The organism is Vreelandella arctica (assembly GCF_037070215.1).
Classification (GTDB): domain Bacteria; phylum Pseudomonadota; class Gammaproteobacteria; order Pseudomonadales; family Halomonadaceae; genus Vreelandella; species Vreelandella arctica.
Genome location: NZ_JBANSN010000002.1, coordinates 182,635 through 198,932, shown reverse-complemented (window position 1 = coordinate 198,932; position 16,298 = coordinate 182,635). Strand labels below are relative to the sequence as shown.

The 16,298-nt window shown below is 53.5% G+C and carries 11 protein-coding genes and 2 tRNA genes; 1 reads left to right on the top strand and 12 read right to left on the bottom strand.

Annotated elements, in window-relative coordinates:
- Positions 1 to 64 precede the first annotated feature (64 nt).
- The 9 genes from sucD to sdhC all read right to left on the bottom strand — a co-directional run bounded on the left by sucD (position 65) and on the right by sdhC (position 11,925).
- Positions 65 to 937 carry a succinate--CoA ligase subunit alpha gene (sucD, locus tag V8L70_RS02450; protein ID WP_008958559.1) on the bottom strand — a complete coding sequence of 291 codons (873 nt, stop codon included), beginning with the start codon at positions 935 to 937 and terminating at the stop codon, positions 65 to 67.
- The gene (sucC, locus tag V8L70_RS02445) at positions 937 to 2,103 is read right to left on the bottom strand and encodes an ADP-forming succinate--CoA ligase subunit beta (RefSeq protein ID WP_008958560.1); all 1,167 of its coding nucleotides are present in this window, start codon (positions 2,101 to 2,103) and stop codon (positions 937 to 939) included. Before sucC ends, sucD begins: the two co-directional genes overlap by 1 nt.
- A 180-nt stretch (positions 2,104 to 2,283) precedes the next feature.
- Positions 2,284 to 3,723, bottom strand: coding sequence for a dihydrolipoyl dehydrogenase (gene lpdA, locus V8L70_RS02440; RefSeq protein ID WP_008958561.1), 1,440 nt, complete (start codon positions 3,721 to 3,723; stop codon positions 2,284 to 2,286).
- Positions 3,724 to 3,851: 128 nt separating this feature from the next.
- The gene (gene odhB, locus V8L70_RS02435) at positions 3,852 to 5,453 is read right to left on the bottom strand and encodes a 2-oxoglutarate dehydrogenase complex dihydrolipoyllysine-residue succinyltransferase (protein ID WP_336268742.1); all 1,602 of its coding nucleotides are present in this window, start codon (positions 5,451 to 5,453) and stop codon (positions 3,852 to 3,854) included.
- 38 nt (positions 5,454 to 5,491) lie between these two features.
- Positions 5,492 to 8,326: a 2-oxoglutarate dehydrogenase E1 component gene (locus V8L70_RS02430; RefSeq protein WP_101146128.1), complete on the bottom strand. Its 2,835-nt coding sequence runs from the start codon at positions 8,324 to 8,326 to the stop codon at positions 5,492 to 5,494.
- A gap of 365 nt (positions 8,327 to 8,691) precedes the next feature.
- Positions 8,692 to 9,402: a succinate dehydrogenase iron-sulfur subunit gene (locus V8L70_RS02425; RefSeq protein ID WP_101146064.1), complete on the bottom strand. Its 711-nt coding sequence runs from the start codon at positions 9,400 to 9,402 to the stop codon at positions 8,692 to 8,694.
- 27 nt (positions 9,403 to 9,429) lie between these two features.
- On the bottom strand, positions 9,430 to 11,202 hold the full coding sequence (sdhA, locus tag V8L70_RS02420) for a succinate dehydrogenase flavoprotein subunit (RefSeq protein WP_101146063.1): 1,773 nt from the start codon (positions 11,200 to 11,202) through the stop codon (positions 9,430 to 9,432).
- A gap of 4 nt (positions 11,203 to 11,206) precedes the next feature.
- Positions 11,207 to 11,554: a succinate dehydrogenase, hydrophobic membrane anchor protein gene (sdhD, locus tag V8L70_RS02415; protein ID WP_336268741.1), complete on the bottom strand. Its 348-nt coding sequence runs from the start codon at positions 11,552 to 11,554 to the stop codon at positions 11,207 to 11,209.
- Positions 11,548 to 11,925, bottom strand: a complete 378-nt coding sequence (gene sdhC / locus V8L70_RS02410; RefSeq protein WP_176303741.1) for a succinate dehydrogenase, cytochrome b556 subunit — start codon at positions 11,923 to 11,925, stop codon at positions 11,548 to 11,550. Before sdhC ends, sdhD begins: the two co-directional genes overlap by 7 nt.
- Before the next feature lie 511 nt (positions 11,926 to 12,436).
- Between sdhC and gltA the strand changes: the two genes are divergently transcribed.
- Complete coding sequence (gltA, locus tag V8L70_RS02405; RefSeq protein ID WP_101146061.1) at positions 12,437 to 13,723, top strand: citrate synthase; 1,287 nt, start codon at positions 12,437 to 12,439, stop codon at positions 13,721 to 13,723.
- Between the two features lie 671 nt (positions 13,724 to 14,394).
- Here gltA and V8L70_RS02400 read toward each other — a convergent pair.
- The 3 genes from V8L70_RS02400 to gltX form a co-directional block, all read right to left on the bottom strand.
- Positions 14,395 to 14,470: transfer RNA gene (locus V8L70_RS02400), tRNA-Glu, on the bottom strand.
- A gap of 66 nt (positions 14,471 to 14,536) precedes the next feature.
- Positions 14,537 to 14,612: transfer RNA gene (locus tag V8L70_RS02395), tRNA-Ala, on the bottom strand.
- Positions 14,613 to 14,746: 134 nt separating this feature from the next.
- The gene (gltX, locus tag V8L70_RS02390; RefSeq protein ID WP_336268737.1) at positions 14,747 to 16,231 is read right to left on the bottom strand and encodes a glutamate--tRNA ligase; all 1,485 of its coding nucleotides are present in this window, start codon (positions 16,229 to 16,231) and stop codon (positions 14,747 to 14,749) included.
- Between the last annotated feature and the right edge of the window lie 67 nt (positions 16,232 to 16,298).

Sequence of the window (16,298 nt, the reverse complement as noted above, 5' to 3'; positions counted from 1 at the left end):
ACGCAGAAATAAATAAGGGCGCCCCTCGGGGCGCCCTTATAGCGTGCAGCTAAACGTTCATGGCTTACCAGCCAGTCACTTCTTTTAGCGCATCACCGATTTCAGCCAAAGAGCGTACGGTTTTAACACCGGCGTCTTCTAGCGCAGCAAACTTCTCGTCAGCGGTGCCTTTACCGCCAGAGATGATTGCGCCCGCGTGGCCCATACGCTTGCCAGGAGGTGCAGTCACACCGGCAATGTAGGAAACCACTGGCTTGGAAACGTTGGCTTTGATGTAAGCCGCGGCTTCTTCTTCCGCCGTGCCGCCGATTTCACCGATCATAACGATGGCTTCGGTTTTCGGGTCTTTCTCGAACATCTCAAGGATGTCGATGAAGTTAGAGCCCGGAATCGGGTCGCCGCCGATACCCACACAGGTAGACTGACCAAAACCGTGATCAGTAGTCTGCTTAACGGCTTCATAGGTCAAGGTACCAGAACGAGATACGATACCGACGCGGCCCGGCTGGTGAATGTGACCCGGCATGATGCCGATTTTGCATTCGCCTGGGGTGATAACACCGGGGCAGTTCGGACCGATCAGGCGTACGCCCAGCTCGTCACACTTCACTTTCGCTTCGAGCATGTCGAGCGTAGCGATGCCTTCAGTGATGCACACAATCAGCTTGATACCGGAGTTGGCCGCTTCAAGGATTGAGTCTTTACAGAACGGCGCCGGTACGTAGATGACGCTGGCTTCCGCGCCGGTTTTCGCTACCGCTTCTTTCACGGTATTGAAAACGGGCAGACCGAGGTGCTCTTGGCCGCCTTTGCCCGGCGTAACACCACCGACCATCTTCGTGCCATAGGCAATCGCCTGCTCGGAGTGGAACGTGCCCTGGCCACCGGTAAAGCCCTGGCAGATGACCTTGGTGTTCTTATCGATCAGGATGCTCATTACTTGCCCTCCGCCGCTTTAACGACCTGCTGAGCCGCGTCGGTCAGACTAGTAGCCGCGATAATGTTCAGACCGCTAGATGCCAGTTTTTCAGCACCCAGTTCGGCGTTGTTACCTTCCAGACGTACGACTACCGGTACATTGACACCCACTTGCTCAACGGCACCGATAATGCCTTCAGCAATCATGTCGCAACGTACGATACCGCCGAAAATGTTAACCAGTACGGCTTTAACATTGTCATCCGACAGGATGATTTTGAACGCTTCTGCCACGCGCTCCTTGGTGGCGCCGCCGCCAACGTCCAAGAAGTTAGCGGGCTTGCCGCCGCTCAGGTTGACGATGTCCATGGTACCCATGGCCAAACCTGCGCCGTTAACCATGCAGCCGATGTTGCCATCAAGCGCGACATAGTTAAGTTCCCACTTCGCCGCATCGGCTTCACGCTGATCTTCTTGCGAAGGATCACGCATGGCCTGCAGGTCAGGGTGACGGTATAGCGCGTTGCTATCCAGACCCAGTTTGGCGTCGAGGCAGTGCAGATTGCCTTCTTCAGTGACGACCAGCGGGTTAATTTCCAGCAGGGCCAGGTCTTTGTCGTGGAACAACTGAGACAGACCTAAGAAAATCTTGGTGAACTGTTTGATCTGGTCGCCTTTCAGGCCCAGCGCAAAGGCTAGCTCACGCGCTTGGTACGGCTGTGCGCCGACCAGCGGATCGATTTCAGCTTTGAGAATCTTTTCCGGCGTCTCTTCTGCAACCGTCTCGATCTCTACACCACCTTCGGTAGAGGCCATGAAGACCACACGACGGGTAGTACGGTCGACAACGGCACCGAGATAGAGCTCATCGGCGATGTCAGTGCAGGTTTCAACCAAAATCTTGGCAACCGGCTGACCTTTTTCGTCAGTCTGGAAGGTCACCAGGTTTTTGCCTAGCCACTTTTCAGCAAATGCTTTGGCTTCAGCAGGATCTTTGATCAGCTTAACGCCACCCGCTTTACCACGGCCACCGGCGTGCACCTGGGCTTTAACCACCCACATGTCACCACCGATTTTTTTGCAAGCCTCTTCCGCTTCTTCGGGAGTGTCGACTGCAAAGCCTTTAGACACTGGTAGACCATAATCGGCAAACAGCTGTTTACCTTGATACTCGTGAAGATTCATCGATTCATGCCATTGGTTGCATGTGACTCGAACGATGACCCGTTTCCTTTTAAGAGCAGCCTTACAAGAACGGTCTTAAAAGAACGGGCCATCCCCGTTCTTTCGATCTTTGCGGATTAAGACAAAGCCGAAAGTTTGCGCCACCCATAATAAGGTGGCGCTTCGTTGTTGCTTACTGAATTACTTACGCTTCTTGCGATTGGCCATATGAATTGCGTGGCCTTCCACCGCAAGCGCTGCTTCGTGAACAGCTTCCGACATGGTCGGGTGCGCGTAGCAGGTCAGAGCCAGATCTTCGGCGCTAGAACCGAATTCCATGGCAATCACGCCCTGGGCGATCATCTCGCCAGCGTGTTGACCCACGATGTGCATACCGAGAATACGGTCAGTTTCCGCATCGGCGATAATTTTGGCGCTGCCTTCGGTGGCATTGTTAGCCATCGCGCGGCCGCTTGCCGCGAACGGGAAGGTACCGGTTTTGACTTCGATACCTTTCGCTTTGGCGTCTTGCTCAGTCATACCTACCCATGCAACTTCTGGGTAGGTGTAGATAACGCTAGGAATGGTGTCGTAGTTCATCTCGGCTTTATGGCCAGCGATGATATCCGCCACCATAATGCCCTCTTCAGAGGCTTTGTGCGCCAGCATTGGGCCGCGTACACAGTCACCAATGGCGTAAACGCCCGGGACGTTGGTACGGCACTGGTCGTCAACAAAGATAAAGCCACGCTCATCCAGCTCAACGCTAACACCGTCGGCAATTACGCCTTTGGTGTACGGACGACGGCCGACACAAACGATGAGTTTATCAAACGTCATCTCTTGTTCGCCGTTGCCATCGCTGTACTTCACAACGACTTCGTCGCCTTTGACCTCAGAACCGGTCACGCGAGCGCCCAGTTTGATATCCAGACCCTGCTTCTTAAGCAGCTTCTGAGTCTCTTTGGCAACGGTGGCATCCACCATCGGCAGGAAAGAGTCCATGGCTTCAAGCACGGTGACTTCTGAGCCCAAACGGTTCCATACACTGCCCAGCTCAAGCCCGATGATACCGGCACCAATCACACCCAAACGCTTGGGTGTTTCAGTGAACTCAAGCGCGCCGGTTGAATCAACAATCAGACCTTCGGTCAGCGGCGTCGGCGGAATTTCTACCGGCACTGAACCCGCTGCGATAACAATATTATCGGCATCGTAAGTGGTGGTCTTGCCATCGGTATCAGTGACTTCAACCTGCTTACCGGAAACCACTTTACCGGTACCTTCGATCGCCGTTACGCCGTTGGCTTTGAACAAGCCAGAGATGCCGCCGGTCAAGTTCTTAACGATCTTGTCCTTGCGCGCCATCATTTTGGTAACGTCCATCGAAACGTCGCCAGCCTGAATACCCATGTCATCGAAATCGTGCTTGGCTTCGACGAACTTGTGCGACGCTTCAAGCAATGCTTTAGACGGGATGCAGCCTACGTTCAAGCAGGTGCCGCCGTGAACAACATTGCCTTCTTTACCAACCCATTTTTCAACACAGGCCGCTTTCAGGCCCATCTGTGCGGCACGAATGGCGGCAACGTAACCGCCAGGGCCGGCACCAATAACGATCACATCAAACTTATCAGCCATGTTGGCTCCTTTAGCTTGCTGGCCTCTCCCCCCGCTTAAATTCGAAGCGGGGAGCAGGCTGTGTACGATTGCAGATAAATCCTGGTTAAGCAGTAGCGTAATTAATGAATATGACGCTTATGCTCTTTTTAGACGTCCAGCAGCAAACGTGCTGGGTCTTCCAGCAATTCTTTTAAAGTAACCAAGAATTGAACGGCGTCTTTGCCGTCGATCATGCGGTGGTCATAGGAGAGCGCCAGATACATCATCGGACGAATCTCGACCTTGCCGTTGACTGCCATCGGACGATCTTGGATCTTGTGCATGCCCAAAATGGCGGTTTGCGGCGGGTTGATGATCGGAGTCGACATCAGCGAGCCAAAGGTACCGCCGTTGGTGATGGTAAAGGTGCCGCCGATCATGTCGTCCATGCCCAGCTTACCGTCACGACCACGCTTGCCGAAATCGACAATTTTGCGCTCGACGTCAGCAATTTTCATGCTGTCAGTGTCACGCAGTACCGGCACAACCAAGCCACGGTCGGTGGAGACCGCAACGCCGATATCCTGATAACCGTGATAAACGATATCGGTACCGTCGATAGAGGCGTTAACGTCCGGGAATCGCTTGAGCGCTTCAGAAGCTGCTTTTACAAAGAAGCCCATAAAGCCCAACTTAATGTCGTGAGCTTTTAAGAACGTCTCTTTGTACTGCGCACGCAGGGCCATGATCTCGGTCATGTCCACTTCGTTATAAGTAGTCAGCATCGCCGCAGTTTGCTGCGCCTGAACCAAGCGCTTGGCGATGGTTTGACGCAGGCGGCTCATCGGCACGCGCTTCTCGATGCGCTCACCTTCAGCAGCCGGTGCAGCAGCAGCCGATTTCGCCGGTGCAGCCGATTTGGCTGCTTTCTTGGCGGAACCGTCTTTGACCGCTTTCTGTACGTCTTCTTTCAGAATGCGGCCACCTTTTCCGGTGCCCTTAAGCTTGGCAACGTCGAGGTCGTGCTCAGCCACCATTTTACGGGCAGCCGGAGCGAGGATCTTGTCACCGACTTTCTCATCGGCGCCATCGTCGTCGCTGCTGGTGTCAGCTTTAGCAGGCGCTGAATCGCCGCCGCTTTCGCTGCCACTGCTGTCGCCACCGGCGCCTTCGGTGAAGGTCGCGAGAATCGCTTCGGATTCGACCTGGCTGCCCTCTTCGGCTTTAATTTCAGCCAGAGCGCCATCGGCCGGAGCAACCACTTCCAGTACGACTTTATCGGTTTCGATGTCGGCCAGCACCTCATCGCGCTTGACCGCTTCGCCGACTTTTTTGTGCCAAGTGGCCACGGTGCCTTCCTGAATAGACTCAGGGAAGCTCGGGGCTTTTACGTCGTGCTGCTTGCCGCCACCGCTACCGCCACTGGCAGGCTTTTCTTGCTTCTCTTCCGACGCCTTAGCGTCGGACTTCTCTTCGGATTTTTCAGCGCTATCATCGCTAGAAGATTTCTCTTCTTTGCTGCCTGACGCACTGCCTTCACCGATTTTGCCCAGCACCTGCTCTGACTGAACGGTATCGCCCTCTTCGGCCATCACGTCGGTCAGGGTACCCGCTTCCGGTGCGACGACTTCCAGCACCACTTTGTCGGTTTCAATCTCAACAATCAGCTCGTCACGCTCAACGCTGTCACCCGGCTTTTTATGCCACGCCGCCACTGTGCCTTCGGCAACGGATTCCGGAAAGGTTGGCGCTTTGATCTCAGTAGCCATGTCGTTTCCCTTATGTGTTCTCTAAATCCGGTGGCCGCTTATAAATTAAAAGCGTCTTCCACCAGCTGGCGCTGCTGTTCAGTATGGACGGACATATAGCCAGCTGCTGGTGCAGCAGAGGCAGGACGTCCTGCAAATTTCAACTCGCGTCCGAAGCCATCTTTCAGCATATCGGCCACTGCACGCATATTGTGCTGACTGGAGTACCAAGCGCCCTGATTAAGCGGCTCTTCCTGGCACCACACAATGTCTTCTACGTTGGTATAGCCTTGCAGCGCTTCCAGAAGTTCTTCTTTCGGGAAGGGATAAAGCTGTTCAAGACGTAAGATTGCCGTGTCATGACGCTCATTCTCGGCGCGCCAAGCGGCTAAGTCGTAGTAGACCTTGCCAGCACAAAGCACAACGCGAGTGACCTTCTCAGGCGCAAGATCGGCTTGATCAGCGAGCACCATATGGAACTTGCCGTGGGCCAGATCTTCAAGGCTCGACGTCGCTTCTTTATGACGCAGTAGTGATTTAGGCGTCATTACGATGAGCGGCTTACGCAGCGGACGAATCACCTGACGACGCAATAGATGATAAATCTGTGCGGGAGTCGTCGGTACGCACACCTGCATATTGTGCTCAGCACACATTTGCAGGAAGCGCTCCAAGCGCGCCGAAGAGTGCTCGGGACCCTGGCCTTCATACCCGTGTGGCAGCAGCATGGTTAAACCACACACGCGGCCCCACTTCGTTTCACCTGAAGAGATGAACTGGTCAACGACCACCTGGGCGCCGTTAAAGAAGTCACCAAACTGGGCTTCCCAGATCACCAAATCATTCGGCGCTGTGGTTGAGTAGCCATACTCAAATGCCAGCACCGCTTCTTCCGAAAGGAAGGAGTCATGAATGGTGAAACGCGGCTGACCATCGGCCATGTTCTGCAGCGGCACATAGGTGGAACCGTCTTTCTGGTTATGCACCACCGCATGACGGTGGGAGAACGTACCGCGCCCGACGTCTTGCCCGGTAATCCGAATCGGATGCCCCTGATCGAGCAGCGTGGCGTAGGCCAGCGTTTCAGCAAAGCCCCAGTTAAGCCCCAGCCCACCGGCCTGCATTTTACGGCGGTCTTCATAAATCTTGGCCACTTGACGCTGCACGTCGACGCCATCCGGCACCTCGCACATACGGGCAGCCAACTGCTGCAGACGCTTCATATCAATCGTTGTGTCTGCATCGCCGGTCCACTCGTGGCCCAGGTAAGGCGCCCAGTCAACGAATAGAGAGGCATTGGGCTCTTGCACCAACGCATTGGCTACGTGGTTGCCCGCCACCAGGTCATCACGATAGGTTTCAACCATCGCTTTGGCAGACTCTTCAGAGAGCACACCCTGATCAACCAGGCGCTTGGCATAAAGCGAGCGCGCAGAGGGGTGATCTTTGATCTTGGCATACATCATCGGCTGCGTGCCTGACGGCTCGTCAGCTTCGTTGTGGCCACGACGACGGTAGCAAACAAGATCAATCACCACGTCTTTCTTGAACTGCTGGCGATAGTCAAGAGCAACTTGGGTAGCGTGCAGCACTGCATCAGGATCATCGCCATTGACATGAAAAATAGGCGCTTGAACCATCTTGGCAATATCAGTGCAGTATTCGGTAGAGCGAGCATCCAGTGGGTGTGATGTGGTGAAGCCCACCTGGTTGTTGATCACAATATGAATCGTGCCACCGGTTTTATAAGCACGGGTCTGGGACATCTGGAATGTCTCCATCACCACGCCTTGACCGGCAAACGCCGCATCGCCGTGGACGTTGATCGGCAGCACTTTGCTACCCTCTTCGTCGTTACGACGGTCCTGACGTGCACGTACCGAACCTTCCACTACGGGTGCGACGATTTCCAGGTGCGATGGGTTAAACGACATCGCCAAATGGACTTCGCCGCCCGGGGACATGACGTTCGAACTGAAGCCCTGGTGGTACTTCACGTCACCTGAGCCACGCTCAATAACCTTCTTGCCATCAAACTCATCGATCAAGTCAGCTGGGTTTTTACCCAAAATATTGACCAACAGATTGAGTCGCCCACGGTGTGCCATGCCGATAACCACTTCCTTGGTGCCATAACCGCCGGCACGCTGGATGAGTTCATCCATCATTGGCACAAACGTTTCACCGCCTTCAAGACCAAAGCGCTTGGTACCTGGATATTTGGATGCCAGGTAATTCTCCAAACCTTCAGCGGCCGTCAAACGCTCCAGTACGTGCTTACGCACATCAGCACTGAAATCAGGCGCACTGCGTACCGACTCGAAACGTCGCTGTAACCAACGTTTCTCTTCCGTATCGACGATATGCATGATCTCGCAGCCGATGGAGCGGCAATACGTGCGCTCCAACGCATCAACGATGTCACGCAATGGCGCTTTGTCGATACCTAAAAAGAAAGAACCGGTTTGGAACTCGGTGTCCAAATCAGCTTTTGAGAGCTGATGAAAGGACAGATCGAGATCGGGGACGGGGGTGGGATTACGCAGTCCTAGCGGGTCGATATTGGCCTTTTGATGACCACGGAAGCGGTAAGCGTTAATCAGCTGCAGGACTTTTACCTGCTTTTTGTTTTCACCGCTATCGGCAGCGGCGACTACACGGCCCGGACGACTTTCGCGCCCCAGCTGGTAGAACTGATCACGGACTGGGCTTAGTGGAACATCGTGGGAGGCACTGCCCTCGGGACGCGGCAACTCATCAAAATAGCTGCGCCATTCGTCAGGGACAGACTCAGGATCGGCGAGGTACTGCTCGTAAAGCGCTTCCACGTAGTGAACATTGCCGCCACTAACGTGAGAGGAACGCCACATCAACTCCATTATGCCTTGTTGCATCTCTCGGTCACCCTGCACTGATGGGGTGGTATCGGTATCGTCGCAAACGTGCGGCGACATCGCTATTGCCCTGCCGGCGGGGCGGGACATTTGCCGGCGGCGCCGGCCAACGGCCGGAAACCCTGTTCATCTAGCTATACATCATCAAGCTATTCATCATCTAACGCGTCATACGGTGTTTCGTCTTCAGTTCATGCTCGAAAGCCGGTACCCAAGGCACCGGCTTTCAAACTTGTCTGACCAGCGGTGCGACGTGACGCCGCACCACGTGACAAACCCTATGATAACAAGCGAAGCGCCATGATTTAAGTGGCATTATTACCCAACTTAAGTGGCACACGCTTTTTTACTCAAATGTCATAGACTTAGGTAGCATCTGCAAGAAGCATTTCGCGGATTTTACCGATCGCCCGAGTGGGATTAAGGCCTTTTGGGCAAACCGCCACACAGTTCATGATGCCACGGCAACGGAACACCGAGAATGGATCTTCCAGATTGCTCAACCGCTCGCTGGTAGCCGTATCACGCGAATCGGCCAGGAAACGGTAAGATTGCAGCAAACCGGCTGGGCCAACGAACTTCTCTGGGTTCCACCAAAATGACGGGCAAGCCGTTGAGCAGCAGGCGCATAGAATACACTCATACAAGCCATCTAGCTTGTCGCGCTCTTCCGGCGACTGCAGGCGCTCAATGGCAGGCGGCGGCGTGTCGTTTTGCAGATACGGCTGAATACGCTCGTACTGCTTATAGAACAAGCCCATATCGACGACCATATCGCGAATAACCGGCAAGCCTGGCAGCGGACGCAGCACCAGCTTGTTGTTCTTCACAACGTCTGACAAAGGCGTAATACACGCCAAGCCATTTTTGCCGTTCATGTTCATGCCGTCAGAACCGCACACACCTTCGCGGCAGCTGCGGCGAAACGCCAAACCGCTGTCTTGTTCTTTCATGATATGAAGAACATCCAGCACCATCACATCGCGGCCTTTGGTATCGACCTGAAACTCCTGCATGTAAGGTGCGGAGTCGGTTTCCGGATTGTAGCGGTATACGGATACCTGAAGATTGGACATAGTGACTCCCTCTCGTCTATGCGGCGTTTAGTAGGTACGAACCTTAGGCTCGAACGTATCAACGGTTTTCGGCTTGAAGTTAACGTCGCGTTTTTTCAGCTCTTTCGTCGCTGGGAAGAAGAGCGAATGCTTCAGCCAGTTGACGTCATCACGGTCTGGATAGTCGTAGCGCGAGTGGGCGCCGCGGCTCTCTTTACGCTCAAGGGCAGCGATCGCCGTCGCTTCTGCCACTTCCATCAAGTTATCAAGCTCTAACGCTTCGACACGCGCGGTGTTAAAAGCGTTGGACTTGTCAGGCAGGTGGGCATTAGCAATACGCCCACGCAGTTGCGCTAGCTTATCGACGCCTTCCAGCATGTTTTTCTCTTCGCGGAATACGCCGAAGGAAGTCTGCATGATGTCCTGAAGCTCAGCTTTCAGCTCAGGAATGCTTTCGCCGCCTTCAGACTCGTTCCAGCGCGTGATCCGCTTCATGGCGAATTCAATATCAGACTCGGAAGCGTCCAGGTACTCAATGCCTGCGTTCAGCGCGCCTTCGATAAACATGCCAGCGGCACGGCCGAAGACCACGAGATCCAGCAGTGAGTTACCGCCCAAGCGGTTAGCACCGTGAACAGATACACACGCCGCTTCACCACAGGCAAACAGACCGTTAACGATATGATCGTTACCGCTCTCATCCTGGGTAATCGCCTGACCATGAATATTGGTCGGAATACCGCCCATCATATAGTGGCAAGTCGGCACGACCGGGATCGGGTCTTTGGCCGGATCGACGTGAGCAAAGGTCTTAGAAAGCTCAACGATACCGGGTAGGCGCTTGCCAAGTACTTCTTCACCCAGATGATCGAGCTTCAAGAAGACGTGATCACCCTTCTCGCCGCAGCCACGACCTTCGAGGATTTCCATAACCATCGAACGAGCCACAACGTCACGACCGGCCAAATCTTTGGCGTTCGGCGCGTAGCGCTCCATGAACCGCTCGCCGTCTTTATTGATCAGGTAGCCACCTTCACCACGGCAACCTTCTGTGACCAGCGTGCCCGCACCGTAAATACCGGTCGGGTGGAACTGCCACATTTCCATGTCCTGCATCGGGAAGCCAGCACGCAGCGCCATGCCGATACCGTCACCGGTATTGATCAAGGCGTTAGTAGTAGAAGCATAAATACGGCCTGCACCACCGGTCGCGAGTACCGTGGCCTTGGATTTAACGTGAACCACTTCACCCGTCTCGATGCACATGGCGATACAGCCAACCACATCACCGCTGGCGTTCTTGACCAGATCCACCGCGTACCACTCGTTGAGGAACACGGTGTCGTTCTTCAAGTTATTCTGATAAAGCGTGTGCAACAGTGCGTGGCCGGTACGGTCGGCGGCTGCACAGGTACGTGCCGCCTGACCGCCTTCACCAAAGTTCTTCGACTGACCACCGAACGGACGCTGATAAATACGACCGTTATCTAAACGCGAGAACGGCAACCCCATGTGCTCGAGCTCAAATACCGCTTTCGGGCCTTCAGAACACATGTACTCGGCCGCGTCCTGGTCAGCGATATAATCGCCGCCTTTAACGGTGTCGTACATGTGCCAGCGCCAGTCATCATTCGGGTCATCGGACGCGATCGCACAGGTAATGCCACCCTGGGCAGATACGGTGTGAGAGCGGGTCGGGAAAACTTTCGATAACACGGCCGTCTTTTTACCAGACTTCGCCAGTTCCAAAGCGGCTCGCAGGCCAGAGCCACCACCACCAATGATAATGGCGTCAAACGTCAGGCTACGCAGATTAGACATGTAATCAAGCTCCCCACAGAATTTGAATGCCCCACACCAAGTACACGAAAATGCCCAGGATGATGACAGCTTGGGCACCCACGCGCAGGCGAGTGGACTTGAGATAGTCGGTGGTGACGGTCCACAGGCCGATCCAGGCGTGTGCAGCTAAGGCGACAAAGGCCAATAGCGAGAAAATCCGCATCCACGTTTGGTTGAACAGGCCGCTCCACGCGTAGTAATCGAGATCGGGATTAAACAGCAGAAAGGCAACGATAAAGACCGTGTAGACGGCCAGAATCACCGCAGAAACGCGCTGCATCAGCCAGTCAGAAAGCCCACTACGGCCAAAACTTGTGATGTTAGTTACCATACCCAAACTCCTGCCAGAATAATCAGAACGGCACTGACCACGACGGTGATCTGCGCTTTTTGTACGCCACCTTCAAGGGTCACACCAATGTCGACATCCATCAGCAGGTGCTTAATGCCTGCGACAAAGTGGAATGCCAGGGCGGACAACAGCCCCCAAGCAATGAACTTAGCCAAGAAATTATTGGCCAGTACATCGCTAACGGCGTCAAAACCCGCCGGAGATGACAAGGATTTACCCAGCGCCCAAAAAGCGAAAATCAGGCCAACGAACAGGATGACACCCGTAATACGGTGTGCGATCGACGTCAGGGCCGGCAGTGGGAAATGGATCGTAGTAAGGTCTAGGTTTACGGGTCGTTTGCTATTCACGGCTTTGTACACACTCTCTTGGCCCGCTCTGCGACAGGTCGGGCATGGCCCGAGCGGGCGGTGGTTGCTGGAAGGGGCTCGGCCGTTGCCAAGTCGGGCACGACCACCTACCTGCCGGTCGCGCGCCGTGGATTATAAGAACCTTCGCCCTCGCTTACAAACCGAACTCAAGCTTAACTCGACTATGGTGCAAGAAAATTGCCATCATTCGGATTCGATTTTGCGCTGCAGCATCGCTATAGTGACAATAGAGTAGCAATTTGATAAGCCTGTTAACATCTCATGTTAAACTATTGTTAAAATATCGTCGGACTTTTAACGCTTTGTCATATTGTAGACTTTTAATTCTTATACAAACCTCATCATAATAACAATTTTCGTACAATACGCAGCTAGCGCTTAGGCTAATTGACAAAATGTCGCACACTTCTATAGTGGGCAGGCCTTTTCGCCGGCGCGGTATGCGCAGCAATGACTTTACGTCCCAACCCGAATTCGAAAGGAGGCCAGCATGGCTGACAGGAAAGCGACATTGACGGTAGACGGTCTTGATAAACCGATCGAGCTACCCATGTATTCCGGCACACTTGGCCCCGACGTCATCGACGTACGCGGTTTAGGCGCTGAAGGCCTGTTCACCTACGATCCCGGCTTCATGGCCACCTCTTCCTGCCAGTCTGCCATCACCTATATTGATGGCGGCAAGGGCGTACTGCTTCACCGCGGCTACCCCATCGACCAGCTGGCCAAAGAGTCTAATTTCGTAGAAGTGTGCTACACCCTGCTGTTTGGTGAGCTACCTAACGATGAGCAGTACGCTGATTTTGAATCGCGCATTCGTAACCACACCATGGTTCACGATCAGATCAACAACTTCTTTAAAGGGTTCCGCCGCGACGCGCACCCGATGTCTATCCTTTGTGGCGTAGTTGGTGGCCTAGCCGCTTTCTATCATGACCATATGGACATCACTCAAGAAGAAGACCGTATCATCAGCGCTATCCGTCTGATTGCTAAAATGCCGACGCTGGCGGCCATGTCGCACAAGTATAATGTGGGTCAGCCGTTCAACTATCCGCGCAACGACCTGAGCTATGCAGAGAACTTCCTCTACATGATGTTCAGCAACCCGTGCGAAGAGTACAAAATCAACCCGGTATACGCGAAAGCCATGGACCGCATCTTTATGCTGCATGCGGACCACGAGCAGAACGCTTCTACTTCTACGGTACGCCTGGCAGGTTCCACGGGCGCTAACCCGTTCGCCTGTATCAGCGCAGGTATTGCGGCACTTTGGGGCCCCGCTCACGGCGGTGCTAACGAAGCCGTACTGGCCATGCTTGACGAAATCGGCGAAGACTCCGAAGAGAACATCCAGCGCTTTGTTGATAAAGCCAAGGATAAAGACGACTCGTTCAAGCTAATGGGCTTCGGCCACCGTGTTTATCGCAACTTTGATCCGCGCGCCAAGGTAATGAAAGAGACCTGCGACGAAGTACTCGCAGAGCTCGGCATGGCCGACGACCCGCAGCTCAAAATTGCCAAGCGTCTTGAGCAGATCGCCCTTGAAGATGAATACTTCATCGAGCGTAAGCTGTATCCGAACGTTGATTTCTATTCAGGCATCATTTTGAAAGCAATGGGCATCCCCACCAATATGTTCACCGTGATTTTTGCAGTATCGCGTACCATTGGCTGGATTTCCCATTGGAACGAAATGCTCAGCGAAAGCTACAAAATCGGCCGTCCGCGTCAGCTCTACATTGGCCACGACCAGCGCGACTACCCGAAAAAATAAATCAGCACCCCGCTTGATCAAAGGCCACCTTCGGGTGGCCTTTTGCGTATGACCCCTTCCACGCTGGCATTACATCAAGCTATCTACCAGCGACGTGAGCCAACAACGTCTTCTACACGGTTTATAGCTTGCGCCGCTACACCAACGAGCATGAGCAAGATCATCGCCTGACGACCTACTATGATGCCCGCGGTAATCACCACCAGTGGACTTCGCTGGATACCATCATAAATTAGTCAATTTTGAATCAGTCATTGCGCTAAATCACCACCATTAAAACGCCTGAGCGCCTCCTAATATCGCTTGACTTTTTTACTTTCCGGCCTTGCTCAGGGTTTTCCACACTATCTGTGGATAACCCTGTTCACAACCACTTCAAAACGTCCCGCAATCGCCATGGGCAGTGGGCCAGCCTTAAATTGGTCATTTTTTGACCTAATATAAGTTGCTGTTTTTAAACGATTTAAGTTCTGTTGAAGTTTTTTTGCGTCAACAACAAAGGGTTGTGCACAACCTTGAAACCAGAATCGCAAAAGTGGACAAGTCAAGCATAAAATCGCCCAAAAAAGTGACGATTTATAGCTTTTTTGTGAACGGCGGGAACGCAAAAATCCAGCAGATGAGAAGACTCATTGCCAGGAAAATAACATTAGAAAGGGAGTAGTAAGTAGTGGCGTCCCATAGGGGGTTCGAACCCCTGTTACCGCCGTGAAAGGGCGGTGTCCTAGACCACTAGACGAATGGGACGTATAACACTAGACATATAACGCTAAAAGCGTATCTTCCCGAGCAACTATTCACATGCTGCCGAATTGGTGGAGCCTAGCGGGATCGAACCGCTGACCTCAACACTGCCAGTGTTGCGCTCTCCCAGCTGAGCTAAGGCCCCACATGTCGCGAAGACGGAGCGTATAATACTGATTCCCCTGGCCTTCGTCAACATGAAAAACGCCAATTCCTTAAAGATAAGAAATTGGCGCTAGCACTATCTCAATTGCGGTTAGCTGATGTTACTAAGCTCTTTCACAGAGCTATTTCACGAAACTCTTTTTCAAAGCGCTTCGCCTGTTTCTTGGAAACGCCACCCAACACCTCTATCGCGCTGCGCAGGCGAGCCCGGGTAACGTCGGAGCCAAGAATCGCCATGGCGTCCATAACCGAGGTGCTGGACGTACTGCCGGTAATCGCAATAAACACCGGCGCCAGGAACGCTTTCATTTTCAAATCAAAATGCTCGGACAGCAGCTTAACTTCGCTCAGTAGCGCCTCTTTATTCCAAGCGGAGACGCCTTCAAACCGCCAAACAAGGAACTGGAGCAGTTTTACCAGCTCCTCTTCCTCAAGCTTTACACTCTCAAACGACTCTTTAGTCAGTGCTGGCAAGCCCGAGAAGAAGTGCCCTGCCAACGGCATGACCTGGGAGAGCGTTTCTACCCGCGGCCGTACCTGCGGCAGAATCTGCTTAATATAGGCTTCATTGAAGGCCCACTCACGCAGCGCGCTTAACAGCGCATCATCGTCCAGGTCTTCACGAATATACACACCGTTCAGCCAGGTCAGCTTCTCCAAGTCGAATACGGGGCCGCCTAACGAGACACGCTGCACATCAAATTCTGCCATCATTTCTGACAGACTGAATTTCTCGCGCTCATCGGGCATTGACCAGCCCATCCGCCCCAAATAGTTGGTCACGGCCTGGGGTAAAAAACCCATTCGACGGTAATAGTTGATCGACGTTGGGTTCTTGCGCTTGGAGAGTTTGGATTTATCCGGGTTGCGCAGCAGCGGCATATGGCAAAGTTGCGGCATTTCCCAACCAAAATACTCATACAGCAACTGGTGCTTTGGTGCGGAGTTAATCCACTCCTCCCCACGCAACACATGAGTGATTGCCATTAAATGGTCGTCGACCACGTTGGCTAAATGGTAGGTAGGCATGCCATCTGATTTGAGCAAAATTTGCGCGTCTACCTGCGCCCACTCCACCTCGATCGTGCCACGCAGCATGTCCTTAACAACGCACACGCCTTCGGCGGGCACATTCATGCGCACTACATAAGGCCAGCCCTCTTGCTCACGGCGCGCTTGCTCTTGTGCATCCAGCGCTAAATCTGCAGGTTTTAAGGCCAGCTGCAATCCTGCGGCTTTGCGTGTCTCACGCAGCTCATCCAGCTCTTCACTGGTGCGGTAACACTTAAACGCATGACCGGCATCCAAAAGTTGTTGAGCGTGTTGAGCATAAATGTCGCCACGCTCGCTTTGCCGATAGGGGCCATAGGGGCCACCCACATCAGGGCCTTCATCCCACTCAAGACCCAGCCAGCTCAATGAATCGAGAATCATCTGCTCTGATTCAGGCGTAGAACGCACCCGATCAGTGTCTTCAATACGAAGGATAAATTGGCCGCCATGCTGACGAGCAAAACATAGATTAAAAAGCGCGATGTAAGCCGTACCAACGTGGGGGTCCCCTGTCGGAGAAGGCGCGATGCGAGTACGTACGGTCATGAAAACGTCCTATTGGCAAAAATGCATGGCGTTATTATACGCACCTTAGGCGCAACCAACAGCGGCA

What these genes read in the sequence shown, in the direction of transcription:
- sucD (WP_008958559.1), bottom strand. Translation starts at nt 937, where the DNA reads ATGAGCATCCTGATCGATAAGAACACCAAGGTCATCTGCCAGGGCTTT.
- sucC (WP_008958560.1), bottom strand. Translation starts at nt 2,103, where the DNA reads ATGAATCTTCACGAGTATCAAGGTAAACAGCTGTTTGCCGATTATGGT.
- lpdA (WP_008958561.1), bottom strand. Translation starts at nt 3,723, where the DNA reads ATGGCTGATAAGTTTGATGTGATCGTTATTGGTGCCGGCCCTGGCGGT.
- odhB (WP_336268742.1), bottom strand. Translation starts at nt 5,453, where the DNA reads ATGGCTACTGAGATCAAAGCGCCAACCTTTCCGGAATCCGTTGCCGAA.
- V8L70_RS02430 (WP_101146128.1), bottom strand. Translation starts at nt 8,326, where the DNA reads ATGCAACAAGGCATAATGGAGTTGATGTGGCGTTCCTCTCACGTTAGT.
- V8L70_RS02425 (WP_101146064.1), bottom strand. Translation starts at nt 9,402, where the DNA reads ATGTCCAATCTTCAGGTATCCGTATACCGCTACAATCCGGAAACCGAC.
- sdhA (WP_101146063.1), bottom strand. Translation starts at nt 11,202, where the DNA reads ATGTCTAATCTGCGTAGCCTGACGTTTGACGCCATTATCATTGGTGGT.
- sdhD (WP_336268741.1), bottom strand. Translation starts at nt 11,554, where the DNA reads ATGGTAACTAACATCACAAGTTTTGGCCGTAGTGGGCTTTCTGACTGG.
- gltA (WP_101146061.1), top strand. Translation starts at nt 12,437, where the DNA reads ATGGCTGACAGGAAAGCGACATTGACGGTAGACGGTCTTGATAAACCG.
- gltX (WP_336268737.1), bottom strand. Translation starts at nt 16,231, where the DNA reads ATGACCGTACGTACTCGCATCGCGCCTTCTCCGACAGGGGACCCCCAC.